General features: G+C 52.2%; 17 protein-coding genes and 1 other annotated feature. Of the genes, 4 read left to right on the top strand and 13 right to left on the bottom strand.

Going from position 1 to position 17,371, the window contains the following annotated elements; genetic code table 11:
* Positions 1 to 61: 61 nt before the first annotated feature.
* The 3 genes from serA to MHFGQ_RS00075 all read right to left on the bottom strand — a co-directional run bounded on the left by serA (position 62) and on the right by MHFGQ_RS00075 (position 3,814).
* Positions 62 to 1,639 (bottom strand): phosphoglycerate dehydrogenase, encoded by a 1,578-nt coding sequence (gene serA, locus MHFGQ_RS00085; protein ID WP_106004956.1) that lies wholly within the window; start codon positions 1,637 to 1,639, stop codon positions 62 to 64.
* Positions 1,640 to 1,647: 8 nt separating this feature from the next.
* Positions 1,648 to 2,796: a pyridoxal-phosphate-dependent aminotransferase family protein gene (locus MHFGQ_RS00080; protein ID WP_106004955.1), complete on the bottom strand. Its 1,149-nt coding sequence runs from the start codon at positions 2,794 to 2,796 to the stop codon at positions 1,648 to 1,650.
* Positions 2,797 to 2,866: 70 nt separating this feature from the next.
* Positions 2,867 to 3,100 (bottom strand) — a binding site (T-box leader).
* Between the two features lie 99 nt (positions 3,101 to 3,199).
* Complete coding sequence (locus tag MHFGQ_RS00075; RefSeq protein WP_106004954.1) at positions 3,200 to 3,814, bottom strand: class I SAM-dependent methyltransferase; 615 nt, start codon at positions 3,812 to 3,814, stop codon at positions 3,200 to 3,202.
* 164 nt (positions 3,815 to 3,978) lie between these two features.
* On the opposite strand from MHFGQ_RS00075, the gene MHFGQ_RS00070 reads away from it, so the two are divergent.
* The 3 genes from MHFGQ_RS00070 to MHFGQ_RS00060 all read left to right on the top strand — a co-directional run bounded on the left by MHFGQ_RS00070 (position 3,979) and on the right by MHFGQ_RS00060 (position 5,865).
* Positions 3,979 to 4,224 (top strand): ribbon-helix-helix protein, CopG family, encoded by a 246-nt coding sequence (locus tag MHFGQ_RS00070; protein ID WP_106004953.1) that lies wholly within the window; start codon positions 3,979 to 3,981, stop codon positions 4,222 to 4,224.
* Positions 4,221 to 4,622 (top strand): type II toxin-antitoxin system VapC family toxin, encoded by a 402-nt coding sequence (locus MHFGQ_RS00065; RefSeq protein WP_106004952.1) that lies wholly within the window; start codon positions 4,221 to 4,223, stop codon positions 4,620 to 4,622. Before MHFGQ_RS00070 ends, MHFGQ_RS00065 begins: the two co-directional genes overlap by 4 nt.
* Before the next feature lie 79 nt (positions 4,623 to 4,701).
* The gene (locus MHFGQ_RS00060; RefSeq protein WP_106005084.1) at positions 4,702 to 5,865 is read left to right on the top strand and encodes a pyridoxal phosphate-dependent aminotransferase; all 1,164 of its coding nucleotides are present in this window, start codon (positions 4,702 to 4,704) and stop codon (positions 5,863 to 5,865) included.
* A gap of 16 nt (positions 5,866 to 5,881) precedes the next feature.
* On the opposite strand, the gene MHFGQ_RS00055 is transcribed toward MHFGQ_RS00060, so the two are convergent.
* Entirely contained in the window at positions 5,882 to 6,901 is a 1,020-nt protein-coding gene (locus MHFGQ_RS00055; protein ID WP_170066204.1) for a carbohydrate kinase family protein, read from the bottom strand.
* A 124-nt stretch (positions 6,902 to 7,025) separates the two neighbouring features.
* On the opposite strand from MHFGQ_RS00055, the gene MHFGQ_RS00050 reads away from it, so the two are divergent.
* Positions 7,026 to 7,163 carry an AbrB/MazE/SpoVT family DNA-binding domain-containing protein gene (locus MHFGQ_RS00050; protein WP_106004950.1) on the top strand — a complete coding sequence of 46 codons (138 nt, stop codon included), beginning with the start codon at positions 7,026 to 7,028 and terminating at the stop codon, positions 7,161 to 7,163.
* Between the two features lie 18 nt (positions 7,164 to 7,181).
* Here the strand turns inward: MHFGQ_RS00050 and pdxT are convergent, their stop codons facing one another.
* The 9 genes from pdxT to dnaA all read right to left on the bottom strand — a co-directional run bounded on the left by pdxT (position 7,182) and on the right by dnaA (position 17,371).
* Positions 7,182 to 7,748, bottom strand: a complete 567-nt coding sequence (gene pdxT / locus MHFGQ_RS00045; RefSeq protein WP_106004772.1) for a pyridoxal 5'-phosphate synthase glutaminase subunit PdxT — start codon at positions 7,746 to 7,748, stop codon at positions 7,182 to 7,184.
* 24 nt (positions 7,749 to 7,772) lie between these two features.
* Complete coding sequence (gene pdxS / locus MHFGQ_RS00040) at positions 7,773 to 8,660, bottom strand: pyridoxal 5'-phosphate synthase lyase subunit PdxS (RefSeq protein ID WP_343105514.1); 888 nt, start codon at positions 8,658 to 8,660, stop codon at positions 7,773 to 7,775.
* Positions 8,661 to 8,783: 123 nt separating this feature from the next.
* Positions 8,784 to 11,153 (bottom strand): DNA gyrase subunit A, encoded by a 2,370-nt coding sequence (gyrA, locus tag MHFGQ_RS00035; protein ID WP_245907831.1) that lies wholly within the window; start codon positions 11,151 to 11,153, stop codon positions 8,784 to 8,786.
* Positions 11,154 to 11,247: 94 nt separating this feature from the next.
* Positions 11,248 to 13,152 carry a DNA topoisomerase (ATP-hydrolyzing) subunit B gene (gene gyrB, locus MHFGQ_RS00030; protein WP_106005325.1) on the bottom strand — a complete coding sequence of 635 codons (1,905 nt, stop codon included), beginning with the start codon at positions 13,150 to 13,152 and terminating at the stop codon, positions 11,248 to 11,250.
* Between the two features lie 78 nt (positions 13,153 to 13,230).
* A complete protein-coding gene (gene remB / locus MHFGQ_RS00025) occupies positions 13,231 to 13,455 on the bottom strand; it encodes an extracellular matrix regulator RemB (RefSeq protein WP_106005324.1) in 225 nt (74 codons plus the stop codon).
* Positions 13,456 to 13,484: 29 nt separating this feature from the next.
* Positions 13,485 to 14,588 carry a DNA replication/repair protein RecF gene (gene recF / locus MHFGQ_RS00020; RefSeq protein WP_170066259.1) on the bottom strand — a complete coding sequence of 368 codons (1,104 nt, stop codon included), beginning with the start codon at positions 14,586 to 14,588 and terminating at the stop codon, positions 13,485 to 13,487.
* On the bottom strand, positions 14,551 to 14,778 hold the full coding sequence (locus MHFGQ_RS00015) for an RNA-binding S4 domain-containing protein (RefSeq protein WP_106005322.1): 228 nt from the start codon (positions 14,776 to 14,778) through the stop codon (positions 14,551 to 14,553). Before MHFGQ_RS00015 ends, recF begins: the two co-directional genes overlap by 38 nt.
* Positions 14,771 to 15,928: a DNA polymerase III subunit beta gene (gene dnaN, locus MHFGQ_RS00010; RefSeq protein WP_106005321.1), complete on the bottom strand. Its 1,158-nt coding sequence runs from the start codon at positions 15,926 to 15,928 to the stop codon at positions 14,771 to 14,773. The genes MHFGQ_RS00015 and dnaN overlap by 8 nt, the downstream gene beginning before the upstream one ends.
* Positions 15,929 to 16,042: 114 nt before the next feature.
* Positions 16,043 to 17,371, bottom strand: a complete 1,329-nt coding sequence (gene dnaA, locus MHFGQ_RS00005) for a chromosomal replication initiator protein DnaA (protein WP_106005334.1) — start codon at positions 17,369 to 17,371, stop codon at positions 16,043 to 16,045.

Genomic DNA, 17,371 nt, shown 5'->3' with positions numbered 1-17,371 from the left:
TAGCGGCCGGTAGCAAACCCGCCCGAAAAATTTAAGGGGGCCAAGCCCCCTTATCTACCATTTACAGGTGAATGTAGCGCACATCCAAAACGCCGTCTACCCGGCGAATGGCCTGCAGGGCTTCCCGCGGCACTTCGTTGTCGACGCTGATGAGCATTACCGCTTCGCCGCCGATTTCCTGCCGTCCCACCTGCATACCGGCGATATTTATCTTATGATCTCCTATCACCATGGCCACGGGGCCTACTATCCGCGGCCGATCTATATGGGGCACTACCAGCATGTGACCCGAGGGGCTGGCGTCCACACTGTAGCCGTCCAGGTTGACCACACGAGGTTCTCCGGACTGGTTGACGGTACCCGCCAGACGGTGGCTCTCCCGCCGCCCCTCTACTTTAACGCTGATGAGATTGGCAAAATACTCCATTTCTCTACTCTTCTTTTCCCGGATGCGGATGCCCCGCTTCTTGGCCACCAGGGGAGCGTTGACGTAGTTGACAGCATCGGCCAGGAGGGGGCGCAATAAGCCCTTAAGGAAAGAGCTGGTCAGGGGCGCCAGATCGTACTGGGCCAATTCGCCGTTGTAGCATATCTCAGCGGCAATAATGGGGCTTTCCATAAGCTGGGCCAGGAAGCCGCCCAGTTTTTCCGCCAGCTGCAAATAAGGTCTTAAGACTTCGGCCACATGCCCCCTGACCACTGGGATGTTGACTGCGTTTAACACCGGTTCGCCTCTAAGGCAGCGTACAATATCGTGGGCTACTTCGACGGCAACGGCCACCTGGGCTTCTTCCGTAGAAGCACCCAAGTGGGGGGTGACAATAACATTGTCCAGTTCCAGGAGGGGGCTTTTCTTTAGGGGCTCTTCTTCAAAAACGTCCAAGGCCGCACCGGCTAAATGACCGCTTTTCAAGGCTTCATAAAGGGCTTCTTCATCGATAATGCCGCCCCTGGCCACATTGAGCACCCTTGCACCGGGTTTTAGTAGAGCCAATTCTTCCCGTCCCAGGAGATGCTTCGTTTCCTTGGTTAACGGCAGGTGAACGGTAACAAAGTCAGCGTTCTTGAGCAAATCCTCCAGGGATGCCAGCTCGACTTCCAGCCGGGCGGCCTGTTCGGGATCGACGTACGGGTCATAGGCCATAACCTTCATTTCCATACCGCGGGCGCGGCGGGCCACCTCCCGCCCTATTTTGCCAAGGCCCACGATACCCAGGGTTTTGCCCCGCAGCTCCACGCCTACATACTTCTTTTTTTCCCAGATTCCCTGCTTTAAAGCGGCATTGGCCTGAGGAATGTTGCGGGCCAGGGCCAGCATCATGGCCATGGTATGCTCGGCGGCCGCCACGGTATTGCCTTCGGGGGCGTTGACCACAACGATGCCCCGTTCGGTGGCGGCGCCTACGTCTATATTATCGGTCCCCACCCCGGCCCTGCCGATGATCTTTAACCTTTTGGCGGCGTTGATGGCTGCCGCCGTCACCCTGGTAGCGCTGCGGACGATTAAGGCGTCATAATCGCGGATGGCATCTTTCAGCTCTTCCTCGTTCATCTTGCCTTGGGCAGTAACTTCCAGGCCGGCCTCCCGCAAGATGTTAAGGCCGCGTTCGTCGATTCCGTCCAGGGCTAATACGCGCATTGCGTTTATCACCTCCCTAATACAGCTCCGGCCGCCGCCACGGCCGCGCCCCGTTCTACCGGTACACCAGCATCAAAAAGGACGTTTTCCAGGGCCGCCAGGCCGGCCAGGATGTCGCTATAACTTACATAACCCAAATGACCGATCCGGAATACCCTATCCTTTACCTCACCCTGTCCGCCGGCCACCACTACACCGAATTTCTCCCTGAGGGGGGCGATAATATCCGCCGGCTTCATGCCTTCAGGAACACAGACTGCCGTAACGGCGGGTGAGGCTACCTCGTCCTCGGCCAGGAGCTTCAGCCCCAGGGCGCGAACTCCGGCCCGTACCATATCCCGCATGAGGGCGTGGCGGGCGAAGCTGCCGACCAGGGTTTCCTCCTTAACCAGGCGCAGAGATTCCTGTAGCCCGTAAAGGAGGGATACGCCTGGCGTAAAGGGCGTCTGCCCCTTTAGCCCGGAGTTTCTCGCCTTTTTGATGTCCAGATAAAAACGATGGTTGGAGCATTTTTCTGCCGCCTGCCAGGCACGGTCGTTTACGGCTAGCATCGTTAAGCCCGGAGGCAGCATAAAGGCCTTCTGGGAACCGGCGATTACAACGTCAATGTTCCAGGCATCCATGGGCAGGTCGGCAGCTATCAGCCCGCTGATGCTGTCCACGATGAGGAGGGCCGGATGGTTTCCCCGGGCGCGGCTGATGGCCTGGATGTCGTTCAAAACCCCCGTCGAAGTTTCATTATGCTGGATGAGGACGGCCTTAATTTTATGTTCCTTGTCGGCTGCGAGGCGTTCGGCAACGATTTCGGGATCGGCGGCCCGGCCGTAGGGAAAGGCCAAAACTTCCGTTTCCACGCCAAAGGCACGGCAAATCTGAATGAAACGCTCGCCAAAAGCACCAATGGTTACGGCAAGCACCTTTTCCCCGGGGGAAATGAGGTTGGCTACGGCTGCTTCCATGCCACCGGTACCCGAAGCTGTTAAAATGACCACCTCTGAACGGGTCTGGAAAACATCCTTTAACCCTTCCGTAACTTCTTCCCACAGCGCTTTGAACTCAGGACCGCGGTGGTTTATAGCCGGCCGGGCCATGGCCAGGGCCACCTGGGGCGGTACCGGCGTCGGCCCGGGCAAAAGTAAAATCTGCTTTTCAGTCATAAAGAACACCCCTCCCAATCTCTTGCAGTAGAATAATTTAGCAGCTAAAATAAAAACTCTCGTCCCCATTGTAAGGGACGAGAGTTTCACCCGCGGTGCCACCCTAATTGACCAGGTAGTTTAAAACCATACCTGGCCCCCTCTGCATGCGTAACGGACATGACCGCCCCGACTTGTTCCCTCAAGGGATTTCTCGCCGGGTACTCAGGGGTGCCTCTCGACAGCCTCCGGGCTGGTTCCCACCGACCACCAGCTCTCTCGCCAACCGGAGTGGGCTGCCGACACTCCCCCTCATCGCTTTGGCATCAATTAATTTGTAAAATATATTAGCATACCGTGGCCAGGAGCGCAAGGGTGAAAGAGATATTTTAACAAACTCTTAAAGAAAGCTGCCGGCAAAACTTTAAATTTCCCGGGGATGCCCGACAATTAATTTAACGATCTTTCCCGCAAGATCATCCTCCCGGTCAATCTCGATACCGGCTCTACTGACGTTGGCTACTGTACGGCGGTTAATGTTGGACCCGATTAGATACAGGAACAGCGGGTTCAAGGCATCCATCAAGGGGCCGAGGAACCAGTGCTCGCTGCGCACATGCTCCAGGAGGATGATCCTGCCATCCGGGCGGCAAACCCGGCGTACTTCCTTTAACCCTTGCACCGGATCGGGTACTGTACAAAAAACGCAGGTAGCTACCACCGTGTCAAAACTGGCGTCTCCAAATTCCAGGTGCTGGACATCCATTTCCTTTAAATCCACCGGTGCCCCGGCCAGATGGAGCTTTTGCCTGGCCCGGGCCAGCATCCCGGGGCTGAAATCAATGGCCGTCACCCGGCATCCAGGTGGGTAAAATGGGAAATTGGCTCCTGTACCTACCCCAACTTCCAGCACCCGGCCCCGGGCTTCCTGCCACACCCGCCGGCGCCATTCTTTGGGGATCATCCGGTCCATCCAATCATAAAAAAGCGCCGTGCGGTTATAGCGCTTTTTGATTATTTCCGTTAGTTCTCTGGCCACTTTTTCATCACCAAAATTATTATACCACCATGGATTCGCCAGTATCTACAAATAGCTAAATAGACGCATAAATGGTAACACCTGCTCTACCTTTTGTCAAAATGGTTCATCATGATAACATTATTATGCTTACATTTAATCATTATGGAGGGATGATATAACAAATGATCCGTACGCAAATCCAGCTCACGGAAGAACAATATCATGCCCTGAAAAAAATGGCTGCTGTCAAAAAAATATCCATGGCGGAATTAATCCGGCTCGGCGTCGATCAGGTCCTGGCCGGTAGCAATCCTGGCCAAAACGAACGAATTCAGAGGGCTATAAAGGCAGCAGGGCGTTTCCGTTCCGGTGTTAAGGACCTCTCTCGCAATCATGATGCCTATTTAACGGGGGCTTTTGCAGAATGAATGTTTATCTTGATACTTCAGCTTTTTTAGCCATCCTCGATGCTGACGATGAGAATCATGCCGCTGCCAAAAAAATATGGGAAAATCTTCTAACCAGTGGTGTTCCGATGATTTGCAGCAGTTACGTTCTCGTAGAAACATATGCCCTGGTACAGCGGCGGCTGGGGATGGAAGCTTTGCGGGTATTTCACGAAGATATTCTTCCCCTGCTGCAAGTAGAATGGATTGACGCCGAGTTGCACCAGTGGGGTGCCAATGCCGTTTTGACCGCCAACAGGAGAAATTTGAGCCTGGTAGATGCCGTTAGCTTTGCTGTGATGCGTAAACTGGGTATTAAAAAGGCATTTGCTTTTGACAGAAATTTTCTTGAGCAGGGATTTGAAAATATTAGCCAATGATATGTTGGCGGGCAGGATTCCTGCATCTCATGGCGAAAAAGTTAACATTACCCATTATTTTAAAGAAGCAGGGAAGTATATGCCTGACAGGGAAAAAGATATTGCCACCCGGGCCAGGGAAATGCCGCCCTTTATCGTCATGGACATCCTGGAAAAGGCCAAAGAAATGGAAGCCCGGGGTGAGAACATCATCCACCTGGAAATCGGCGAACCGGATTTTGACACTCCGGAACCCATCAAAGAAGCCGCCCGGCGGGCCCTGCGTGACGGTGACACCCACTACACCCACAGCCTGGGCAAGCCGGAGCTGCGGGAAGAAATCGCCCGCTACTACCAGCGGAAATACGGGGTCAGCATCTCGCCCGACCAGGTCGTCGTTACATCCGGCACCTCACCGGCCATGCTCCTGACCTTTAGCGTCCTCCTGAAGCAGGGGGACGAGGTCATCCTCCCCGATCCGTACTATGCCTGCTACCCCAATTTTATACGTTACGCCGGCGGGCAGCCGGTCTTTATCCCGGTACAAGAAGAAGACGGCTTCAAGTACCGCCTTCCCCCTGTCCAGGCGAGTATTGGCCCCAGGACCAAGGCTATTCTTATCAATTCTCCCGCCAATCCCACCGGCACCGTCTTTACGGCGGACGAATTAGCAGCCCTGGCCGGCCTGGGACCATACATCATTGCCGACGAAATCTACCACGGCCTGGTTTACGAAGGCCGGGAGCATACCATCCTGGAGTTTACCGACCGGGCCTTTGTCATCAACGGGTTTTCCAAGCTCTACGCCATGACCGGCTGGCGCCTGGGTTACGTTATCGCGCCGCCGGAGTTCGTCCGCCCTTTACAAAAGCTGCAGCAGAACCTCTTTATCTGCGCCGGTTCCTTCGTCCAAGCCGCCGGCATCGCTGCCCTGCGGGAATGCGACGAACACGTGGCGCACATGGTCGCTACTTACGACGAGCGCCGCCGTTACCTGTTGAGCCGCCTCAAAGCCATGGGCCTGGCCACCCGGGTCGAGCCTACCGGTGCCTTCTACGCCCTGGCCAACGTCAAGAAATATACCGACGCTTCCTATTCCTTCGCCTTTGAAATATTAGAAAAAGCCCGGGTAGCCGTCACCCCGGGCATCGACTTCGGCCGCAACTGCGAAGGATATATACGTATTTCCTACGCCAATTCCCTGGAAAACATCAAAGAAGGCCTGGACCGGCTGGAACGTTTCCTGGCCGGGAAAAAGGCGTAAAGCTGCCTATGCCCATTTAGTTTTCTTTCCTGCTAATACCATTACCTGTTCCTTGCGATGCTAATTTTTCCACTTCTCCTCTGATAGGCAAAGCCGGCATTACCCCCGGGCGGGTGCAGGTAAGGGCCGCGGCGGCATTGCCCCAGCGACCCAGCCGCTCCAGCCAGGCTGAATCCAGGACCCCGGGGTCCATCCCCTGCTGAATACCTTCGGCCAGAACTACCAGCATGCCTGCCATAAAGGCATCACCGGCGCCGGTAGTATCGACAACATGTACCGGTAAGGCCGGCAGTTGAATTTTTCTTTCTCTCCCGGCCAGCAAAGCGCCATGCTCCCCTAAGGTGACAGCTACCAGGCGGGGGCCCCTGGCCAGCAGGGCCATGGCCCCGGCGGCCAGTGTTTCTGCTTTCGCACCTAATAAAAAGCGCAGTTCCCCGTCATTCAGCTTGACTATGTCGGCCAGTTTTACCGCTTCTAGAAGCTCCTGCCTGGCTTTTGCGGCGTCCGGCCAGAGGGAAAGGCGCAGATTGGGGTCAAAGGATATGACCGCTCCGGCCGCCCTGGCCAGCCGCACCGCCTCCAGGGTGGCGCTTCTGGCCGGTTCCACCGCCAGAGATACAGAGCTGAAGTGGAGGATGCGGGTGTCCGCAAGCACCTCTTGCGGCAACTCGACGGGGGCGAGCCTGGTATCTGCCGTACCGTGCCGGAAGAAAACAAACTCCGGCACCGCCCTTTCGTTCAGGGCCACAAAAACCAGGGTGGTGTTGGCCGCGTCATCGCGCAGCAGGCCGCGGGTATCCACACCGTTCTCCTCCAGGACCTTCTGCAAATGGTCTCCGAAAGCGTCCCGGCCCACCTTGCCGATGAAACCGGCCCGTCCCCCCAGGCGGGCCACCCCAACGGCCACATTGGCCGGCCCGCCGCCGGCGGCGCGGTGGAAATCGGTCACTTCCGCGAGGGGGCAGTTGCTCTGTTTGCCAACAAAATCGATTAAAATCTCGCCTATGGAGACGACGTCCAGGATTTTTGTTTGCATGAATTCCTTCCTCCAGGGTGATAGAATTTTTGCCGGAACCATAGTAGCCTACCTTTCTTGATATTGCTTTACTAGGTATGATAGACTATGGCGAGTAAAGGAGTTGGTAAGGAGGGGAGCGCTTATGGAAACACGCATTTCTTCCAAAGGACAAATAACCATACCTTCAGAGATTCGCCGCCAGTTAAAAATTCATACTGGTGATGCCCTGCTGGTCAAAGCGTTCGGGGAAAACCATATTATAGGGCGCATAGAAAAATAGAGGGCTGATATCGCCCTCTTATTTTATCATCTCCAGGAAATAGCGATGTATCCGCAGATCGTTGGTCAGTTCCGGGTGAAAGGCCGTCGCCAGGAGGTTTCCCTGTCTGGCCATTACGCTTTTACCCATAAAGGTGGCCAGGGATTCGGCCGGGGGCTCTACCTCCTCAAGGTAGGGTGCGCGGATAAAGACGGCACGAAATGGTTTTTCACCCAGGACCGGAATATCCAGATCAACTTCAAAGCTGTCCACCTGGCGGCCGAAGGCATTACGTTTCACCTTTACGTTCATCAGTCCCAGCCGCGGCTGGTCGCTGCCGATTATATCCCTGGCCAAAAGTACCATTCCGGCGCAGGTGCCGAACACGGGCATACCCCCCGCTGCCAGTTCGCGGATGGGTTCTAAAAGATTGAATTCTACCAGGAGTTTACCGATTGTTGTGCTTTCGCCGCCGGGAATAATCAGGCCGTCTATACCTTCGAGATGTCTCTCCCGCCGGACTTCTATGCCTTCAACACCCAGGGACGCCAGGGAGGTAATATGCTCCCGAAAGGCGCCCTGCATGGCCAGCACACCGATCTTCATTTTTATCTCGCCTCGCTGTTTAATTTACCAACCTCGTTCCTGCATGCGTTCTTCTTTTCTGATGGTGGCAATATCCAGACCCGGCATGGCTTCCCCCAGGTCCTTCGATATCTCGGCCAGGACTTCCGGTTCCCGGAAGTGGGTGGTGGCCGCAACTATTGCCCGCGCCCGTTTCATGGGGTCGCTGGATTTAAAGATGCCGGAACCTACAAAAATGCCGTCGGCCCCTAGCTGCATCATTAATGCGGCGTCGGCCGGGGTGGCGATGCCGCCGGCGGCAAAGTTGACTACCGGCAGCCGCCCCAGTTCCTTGACTTGCTTGACCAGTTCATAGGGGGCCTGGATTTCTTTAGCAAAGGTCATCAACTCTTCGTCGGGTAGGTTCTGCACCCGCCGGATCTCGCTCATCACCCGGCGCATATGCCGCACGGCCTCTACGACGTTGCCGGTGCCGGGCTCGCCCTTGGTGCGGATCATGGCCGCCCCTTCGCCGATTCTCCTTAAGGCTTCGCCGAGGTTACGGGCGCCGCAGACAAAGGGCACCTTGAATTCATGTTTATTGATATGGAACTCTTCGTCGGCCGGAGTTAAAACTTCGCTTTCGTCAATGTAATCGACACCCAGGGCCTCTAAAATCTGGGCTTCTACGAAGTGGCCGATTCTAGCTTTGGCCATCACCGGGATGGTTACGGCGTCCATAATGCGCAGGATAATCGTCGGGTCGGCCATGCGGGCCACCCCGCCGGCGGCACGGATATCGGCCGGTACCCGTTCCAGGGCCATGACGGCGCAGGCGCCGGCTTCTTCGGCTATTTTTGCCTGTTCCGGAGTGGTTACGTCCATAATGACGCCGCCTTTGAGCATCTCCGCCAGGCCTTTCTTTACCGTCCATGTTCCTTTTTCTGCTGCCATTTTTCTTCCCCCCATTGCTCCACTCTGCGACCCTTCAGGTTGATAACTTCATTCTACTACAGGGTCATTGCTTAAGCAATAACCTTTAAACATGATCTTATTTTCAGGGTTATAATTTAAATATTATTGAACGCGGGCTATGGCCACCACCCGATCATTGGGATCCAACCGCATCAATGTGACGCCCTGGGTATTACGGCCCTGCCGGGAGATGTCTTCCACTCCCAGGCGAATGAGGATTCCTTCGGCCGATATCAACATCAGCTCTTCGTCAGGCATGACAACGGCCACTGCCGCCACCGGACCCGTCCTGTCGGTAACATTCATAGTTATAATCCCTTTTCCTCCCCTGCCCTGGGGACGGTATTCTTCCAGAGGTGTCCGCTTGCCAAAGCCTTTGGCGGAAACGACGACCAGTTCCGCATCTTCCTTTACCCGGACCAGTCCGACAACTTCGTCATCGTCGGCAAGGGTTATGCCCTTCACGCCGTGGGCGGTACGCCCCATGGGACGCACCTCCCCTTCGTTAAAACGTATGGCCTTACCCTGACGCGTAACCATCATTACCTCATGGCTGCCTTCTGTCCGCAGGACGCCGATGAGCTCGTCGCCTTCTTCCAAACCTATGGCGATCAAACCGTCCCGGCGGGACGAACGGTATTCGCCAAGATGGGTTTTCTTTACCGTTCCCTTCCTGGTGGCCATAAAGAGGTAGGCGTCTTCATCCAGGTCGCGGATAGGAATGACGGTGGTGATAGATTCACCTTTGTTTAAGTAAATCAAATTAACGACAGGTGTGCCCCGTGCCTGGCGACCGGCTTCGGGTATTTCATGACCCCTTAAATGAAAAACCCTGCCGTGATTTGTAAAGAAAAGAAGATAATGATGGGTGGTAGTGACAAAAATGTCCTGGACGAAGTCTTCTTCCCTGGTGCCCATGGCCTGGATGCCGCGGCCGCCCCGTTTCTGGCTGCGGTAAGTGTCTACCGGCTGACGCTTGATATAGCCGCGCCGGGTCAAGGTGACGACGATGTCTTCACGGGCAACAAGGTCTTCTAATTCTAAGTTTTCTTCCTCAAGTACGATCTGGGTGCGGCGGGGATCGCCGAATTTATTTTTAAGCTCCAGCAGTTCCTCCCGGATAATGCCGTAGACCATAGCTTCTTTACTTAAAACTTCTTTTAGATAGGCGATGCGCTTCTGTAATTCCTGCCATTCTTCTTCGAGTTTTTCTCTCTCCAGGGCCGTCAACCGTCCCAGACGCATATCAACAATGGCTTTCGCCTGTCTGTCGCTTAAAGTAAAACGCTCCATCAAACCACGGCAGGCTTCCGGTTCATTGGGCGACCGGCGGATTATTTTGATCACTTCATCTAAAAATTGGATGGCGATGCGCAAACCGGCCACTATATGGGCCCGGGCTTCGGCCTGGTTCAAAAGGTAGCGGGTACGCCGGACCACTACCTCTTTCTGATGTTCCAGGTAGTGGACCAGCATCTCTTTAAGGTTAAGGATTTGAGGCCGGCCGTTCACCAGGGCCAGCATAATGACGCCGAAATTCTCCTGCATCTGGGTGTGCTTATAAAGCTGGTTGAGGATGACCCGGGGCTGGACGTCACGGCGCAGCTCGATGACGATGCGCATTCCCGTCCGATCGGATTCGTCCCGCAGGTCGGTAATACCGTCGATTTTTTTCTCCCGTACCAGCTCGCCGATGGTTTCCACCAGGCGGGCCTTATTGACCTGGTAGGGAATCTCCGTCACGACAATTTGGCTCTTGCCGTTGCTTAAGGTTTCCACCTGGGCCTTGGCGCGGATCTTGATACTGCCCCGGCCGGTCCGGTAGGCGTTTCTTATCCCTTCACGGCCGATTATAAGGCCACCCGTAGGAAAATCGGGTCCCTTGATGATCTTTGTTAAATCTTTAAGGTCGGCCTCCGGATTATCTATTAAGAAAACTAAGGCGTCGATGACTTCCCCCAGATTGTGGGGCGGAATGTTGGTGGCCATACCGACGGCAATACCGGCCGAGCCGTTGACTAAAAGCTGGGGTATCCGCGCCGGCAGCACCACCGGTTCTTTGAGGCTCCCGTCATAGTTGTCAATAAAGTCGACGGTTTCTTTATCGATATCGGCCAGCATGGCCAGGGCAATTTTGGACAGCCTGGCCTCGGTATAACGCATGGCTGCGGCGGAATCGCCGTCTATGGAACCGAAGTTGCCGTGGCCGTCTACTAAAGGGTAACGGCAGGCAAAATCCTGGGCCAGGCGTACCATAGTTTCATAAACGGCGGCATCCCCGTGGGGATGATACCGAGCCAGCACCGTACCAACGACGACCGCCGACTTTTTATGGGGCCTGTCCGGCGTCAATCCTTCCTCGTACATGGCATAAAGGATACGCCGATGGACAGGCTTTAAGCCGTCGCGGACATCCGGGAGTGCCCGTCCTACAATGACGCTCATGGCATAGTCAATGTAGGACCGCTTCATTTCCTCTTCCAGGTTGACTTCTAAAATTTTACCGCCCTCTTGTAAGGCCAAAAACTTTCCACCTCTTTCAAAAAAAAGGGGTCAGACCCCCTTCCTAAATATCAAGGTTTCTGACTTCATGGGCATGACGCTGGATAAACTCCCGCCGCGGTTCTACCCTATCGCCCATCAGAATGTTAAAAATGGCATCGGCGGCGGCGGCATCCTCCAGGTTTACCCGTAAAAGCGTACGGGTTTCCGGGTTCATGGTAGTTTCCCAGAGCTGTTCGGCGTTCATTTCACCCAAACCTTTATAACGCTGTATTTCCCATTTTTCCCCGGCATGATTTTGTAAAAACCTTTCCAGTTCGGCGTCGTTGTAGAGATAATGCTGCACTTTGCCCCGGGAAACTTTATATAACGGCGGCTGGGCGATATAGATATATCCTTCGGTGATTAACGGTCGCATGTAGCGGTAAAAAAAGGTGAGCAATAACGTCCGAATATGGGAACCGTCGACGTCGGCGTCGGCCATGAGGATAGTTTTATGGTAACGAACCTTGTTAATGTTGAAATCGTCGCCGATGCCCGTACCCAGGGCCGTGATGATGGTGCGGATTTCTTCGTTATTTAAAATTTTATCCAACCGAGCCTTTTCAACGTTTAATATCTTACCCCTTAAAGGCAGGATGGCCTGGAAGCGGCGGTCGCGCCCCTGTTTGGCCGAGCCCCCGGCGGAATCACCCTCAACCAGGAAAAGTTCGGCCACCGCCGGGTCTTTATTGGTGCAGTCGGCCAATTTCCCGGGTAAAGAGGTTATTTCCAGGGCGTTTTTGCGCCGCGTCAGCTCCCGCGCTTTACGGGCGGCTTCCCTGGCCCGGAAGGCGTTTAAGGCTTTATCGACAATACGGCGCGCGATGGTAGGGTTTTCTTCTAGGTAGGCGCTTAAATGTTCTGCCACCAGGGCATCGACAATACCCCGGACTTCCGTATTTCCCAGCTTGGTTTTGGTCTGGCCTTCAAATTGGGGTTCTAAAACCTTGACACTGATAACCGCCGTTAAGCCTTCCCGAATGTCTTCGCCGGCCAGGTTGTTCTCGTTTTCTTTTAAAATGTTAAATTTGCGGGCATAATCGTTGATCACCCGCGTCAGGGCCGTTTTAAACCCGATTTCGTGGCTGCCGCCCTCGGTGGTGTTGATGTTGTTGGCATAAGAAAGAATTAATTCATTGTAACCGTCGTTATACTGCAGGGCTATTTCAACCTGAACGTCATCCTTTTCCCCGCTAAAATAGAGGGGTTTATTGAAAAGAACCCCCTTGTTTTTATTTAAATGACGGACAAAATCGATTAAGCCCCCGGTATGATAATAGGTGTCCTCAAATTCCTTTCTCTCGTCGCGAAAGATTATTTTAATACCGCGGTTCAAAAAGGATAATTCCTGCAGACGCCTGGCTATTATTTCATCCTGGAAAACTATATCTTCAAAGATTTCCCGATCGGGGAAAAAGGTGACGCTGGTGCCCGTACCCTTGGCCTTGCCTACGACTTTGAGCTCCGATACCTTTTTGCCCCGGCGATATTCCTGTTGATAAATTTTTCCATCACGTTTTACTTTAATCTCCAGCCATTCGGACAGGGCGTTGACTACAGAAAGGCCTACTCCATGCAGACCTCCAGCTACCTTGTAGCCGTTGCCTCCAAATTTGCCCCCGGCGTGGAGCATGGTAAGGGCCACCTCCACGGCCGGTAGGCCCGTCTTCTCATGGATGTCTACCGGTATACCACGGCCGTTGTCGGTAACGGTAAGGCTGCCGTCTTTATGAATAACAACTTCTACACGATCACAGAATCCCGCCAGGGCTTCGTCAATGCTGTTATCTACCAGTTCAAAAACCAGCTGATGCAGGCCCCGGACTCCGGTGTTGCCTATATACATGCCGGGACGTCGCCGGACGGCTTCCAAACCTTCTAAAACCTGTATTTGACTGGCATCATATTCGGTGTGTACCTGTTCCATTTTTTCCTCCCGGGTTAAACTTCCCTGACAAATATAGCATATAAGCAAGTTTTTCTTCAAGCCGGGCCGGAAATACGTCTATTCCTCAAGGTTTGCGGGGAAGGAAGCGGCCCTTTTCATTAAGGTGCCCGAGGAAATAGTTGAAAAATATATGTTTTTATCGGTGATGATGCACGATTTGTAGCCTTCGGCAGACGTAAGAATACCCTCATTAATTGTGGAACGGGCTGTAGTGTTAAGGTTTAAAATGGCTATGATTTCTTTAAAGGGAACAACTACCTCATTACCGATGTGCAGGTACATATATACCGCCTCCACCATTGTTCATTATCTCATTTTTGTTCCAAAATTAACCTTCCGTCACTATTGAGCTGCCAGATAGCTGCCCCATCAAGAAGAACGGAAGGAAGGTTTGACAATTCAGTGGTGGTTATAAAGGATTGGCCGGCAGAAAATAAAAGTTCCAAAAGGGCCTCCCGGCGTCTTAAGTCAAGCTCGGAAAAAACGTCGTCCATCAATAGGGCCGGCTTTTTACCCAGGACCTCAAAAAATACCATTGTTTCGGCTATTTTTAGTGCCAGAACGGCCGCCCGCTGCTGCCCCTGGGAAGCAAAATGGCGGGCATCACGGTTTCCGATGGAAAAAGAAAAATCATCCCGATGGGGACCCCAAAGGCTTAAACCCGCCTGGATTTCCCTTTCCCGGCCGGATTTAAATTTAGCCATCCACTCATCCATACTGCCTACGTTAGGACGATAAACGAGGGCTAAATCTTCCCTTCCTCCCATTTTTTTGTAGATATCTGCCGCCAGGGTTGCAAGGGAATTAATAAAGGCATGGCGCTGCTGGATAATAGCCGTACCGATATTTATGAGCTGAAGGGTCCAGGGTTCAAGTTCCTGTAATTTTGCCCTTTCGTCTTTAACGGCATGCAGAAGTCTATTGCGTTGCAATAAAAGGCGGCGATACAACTGGAGATTGCGACAGTAAATGCGATCTAAGGTACTTATCTCCCGATCTAAAAATTGCCGGCGCAGTACGGGTGCCCCTTTTAAAAGGAGAAGGTCGTCGGGGCCAAAATAAATAACAGGAAAAATACCTAATAGATCTATGAGGCGGTTGGTTTGACCGTTAATTGTTAACTCTTTATGGCCGTCACGGTAAATAATATTGATATCTACTTTGATTTTTTCCTGGTTATAAAGACAACAGCCGCTTATTTGAAAAAAGCTTTCTTCCCACGTTACCAGAAAACGGTCCTGTTGCTGCCTAAAGGATCGGGCAAAGCTAAGATAGGCGATAGCTTCCAGAAGATTGGTTTTCCCGACACCATTTGGTCCGTAGATTATATTTAAACCAGGTTCACAGTGCCAGAGAAGACTACGGTAGCTGCGGAAATTAATCAGCTGAATGTCTGCTAACCTTGTATCTGGCACCTTGAATCTCCACCTCATCGCCGGGCTTTAACAGGTGGCTGCGGCGCGTCTCTACTCTACCGTTAACCTTAACCAGTCCTTGCCTTATAAAGACTTTTGCCTGGCCCCCGGTCGCCGCTATATTGGCCCATTTTAAAAACTGGTCGAGCCTTATGGAGGAAGTGGTGATGGGAAAGATACGATTAGCCATGATATTCCCTTTCCGGCACCGTTGTATTTATTCTTATCGGCAGAATGAGGCAGAAATAATTATCCTGGCCTTCGGGTTTAACTACAATCGGTTTTAACGGCGAGGAGAGCTCGAGGACTACTTCCTCGCTGTCTAGTATGCGCAATGTTTCCAGTAGATAACGGCCGTTTAAGGCAAGGGTTAACGGTTCTCCGTCAATTTGTGCCGATAATTCTTCCTCCAGGTGACCTACTTCTGCGGCTTCGCTTTTTATTTTAAAAGTTTCACCGATCTGCAGGATTATTATATGGGAGCGCGCTTTTACTTCATCCCTGGCGAGAAGGACAGCACGTTCGGTTGTTTCTAATAATTCCCTGGTAGACATTTTTATCCTGGTTGTATAAGATTGAGGAATTACTTGTTGGTAATGGGGAAATTTTCCATCAAGGAGACGGGCATAAAGTTTTAAATTATCATGACAGGCGAATATTTGGGCAGAACCTATGGTTATTTGGACGGTACCCTCTTCTCCTGGAAGAAGCCGGGCAAGTTCATTTAAGGATCGGCTACTAATAAGGGCGTTTATTTCATCGTCGGTCTTAATAGTCGATGAAACAAAAGATCCCCTGTAAAGGGCGAGACGATGGGTGTCGGTGGCCACCAGGTTAAATTGTTGGGCTTTTGGGTTTACTTCAAGGAGAATGCCGCTAAAAATACTGCGCAAGTCTTCGCTGCTGCTGGCAATACTTACTTTGCGTATGGCATCTTTCAATGTTTTAATATCTATTTCTAGAGTTGTTTCCCCTTCAATTTCCGGGAAAGAAGGATATTGGTTTGGATCGAGGCTATTTAAATGGACTCTTGACTGCATGTAGGTTAACTCTACCGTATTGTCGGCAAGAAGTTGGATTGTTACGTTTGTAGGTGGTAGACGCCGTACCATTTCAGTAAAAATCCGGGCCGGCAGAAGAATTTCTCCCGGTATTATAACTTCAACGGGAAAACTATATATAATGCCTAAATCGAGATCCGTTCCCTGGAGGGTAAGCATATTTTCGTCTGCCTGGAATAAAATACCCGTAAGGGCAGTCATTGTAGTTGTTGAAGCTACAGCGCGATGAACTTTTTGGACCGCCTGCAGCAGTTGGGGTTGGGAACAGGAAACGTGCATAAATGCTTCCTCCATCATCATCTTAAAAATAAATAAGTAGTCGTAGTAATAGGGCCTGTGGATATGTTGAAAGGTGAGAAAAAGGTAAATAAGAAAAGCTTTTGTGGTTGTGCATTACTGGTTCCTTATTTCCTGTATAAGTTGTGATATTGTTTGCGCAAGGGATGGATCGTTTTTAAGATCGTCACGGATCTTGGTATAGGCATGGAGAACGGTGGTATGATCCCTGCCGCCAAAGGCTTCGCCTATTTGGGGTAAGGAAGCATCCATCAACTCCCTGGCGAGGTACATGGCGATTTGCCTTGGGTAGGCAACGGTACGGTTGCGCTTTTTGGCTTTTAAGTCTTCCTGTTTGATATTGAAATAACGCGCCACCACTTCCTGTATCAGGTTTATGGTTACAGGTTTCGGACGTGATAGATTTAAGGCATCTTTTAAAAGCCTTTCCGCCATGTCGACGGTGATTTCTTCTTTGGTAAAGGCGGCATAGGCAGCAACCCTGAGCAGGGCCCCTTCCAGTTCGCGGATGTTGGAATCGATCTTTTGGGCCATAAAAAACATTACGTCGTCAGGAATGCTTATATTTTCTGCCGCGGCTTTTTTCCGTAGAATAGCCATCCTCGTTTCCAGGTCGGGGGGTTGAATATCGGTGATCAGGCCCCATTCAAAGCGGGAGCGCAGGCGGTCTTCCAGCGTAGGGATTTCCTTTGGCGGACGGTCGCTGGAAATTACTATCTGCTTGTTGGCTTCGTATAGGTGGTTGAAGGTATGGAAAAACTCGACCTGGGTACTCTCTTTTTTAGCTAAAAACTGGATGTCGTCGATGAGGAGGACGTCAATATTGCGGTACTTGGCGCGAAATTCCTCCGTTTGCTCGTCACGGATGGCATTTATAAGATCATTGGTAAATCTTTCGGAGGAAATATAAAGTACGCGATAATTAGGTAAATGCTTAAGCACATGGTGGCCGATGGCCTGCATGAGATGGGTTTTCCCTAAACCAACGCCGCCGTATATAAAAAGCGGGTTATAAGAATTTGCCGGGCTTTCCGCTACGGCCAGGCAGGCTGCATGGGCAAAACGATTGCTATTACCGACGACAAAGGTGTCAAAGGTGTATTTAGGATTAAGGCGGGGCAAGTCGTCGTTGTCTATTTCCCCACTTGCGGGTGAAAAATCGCATGAAGGAGAAAAACAGATTACCTGGATGTTAATGGGTTCCCGGCCCAGGACTTTCTGCAGGGCTTCCTGCACCAGTGGATAATAACGACTCTGAATGTAGTCGCGGGCAAATTCGTTAGCTGCGGCGAGTACAAGGGTATTACCCTGCATAGTAACCGGCCGGGCATCGAAAAACCATGCTTCAAGGGCGGGAAGGCTTATTTTTTTCTCTAAAATAGATAAAACCTGCTGCCAGGCTAGATCAAGTTGATTGGATGGCAA

Origin of the sequence: Moorella humiferrea, assembly GCF_039233145.1 — a bacterium.
Classification (GTDB): Bacteria; Bacillota; DSM-521; order Neomoorellales; family Neomoorellaceae; genus Neomoorella; species Neomoorella humiferrea.
The sequence above is the reverse complement of the archived record's forward strand: the minus strand, read 5'-3'. Positions and strand labels throughout refer to the sequence as shown.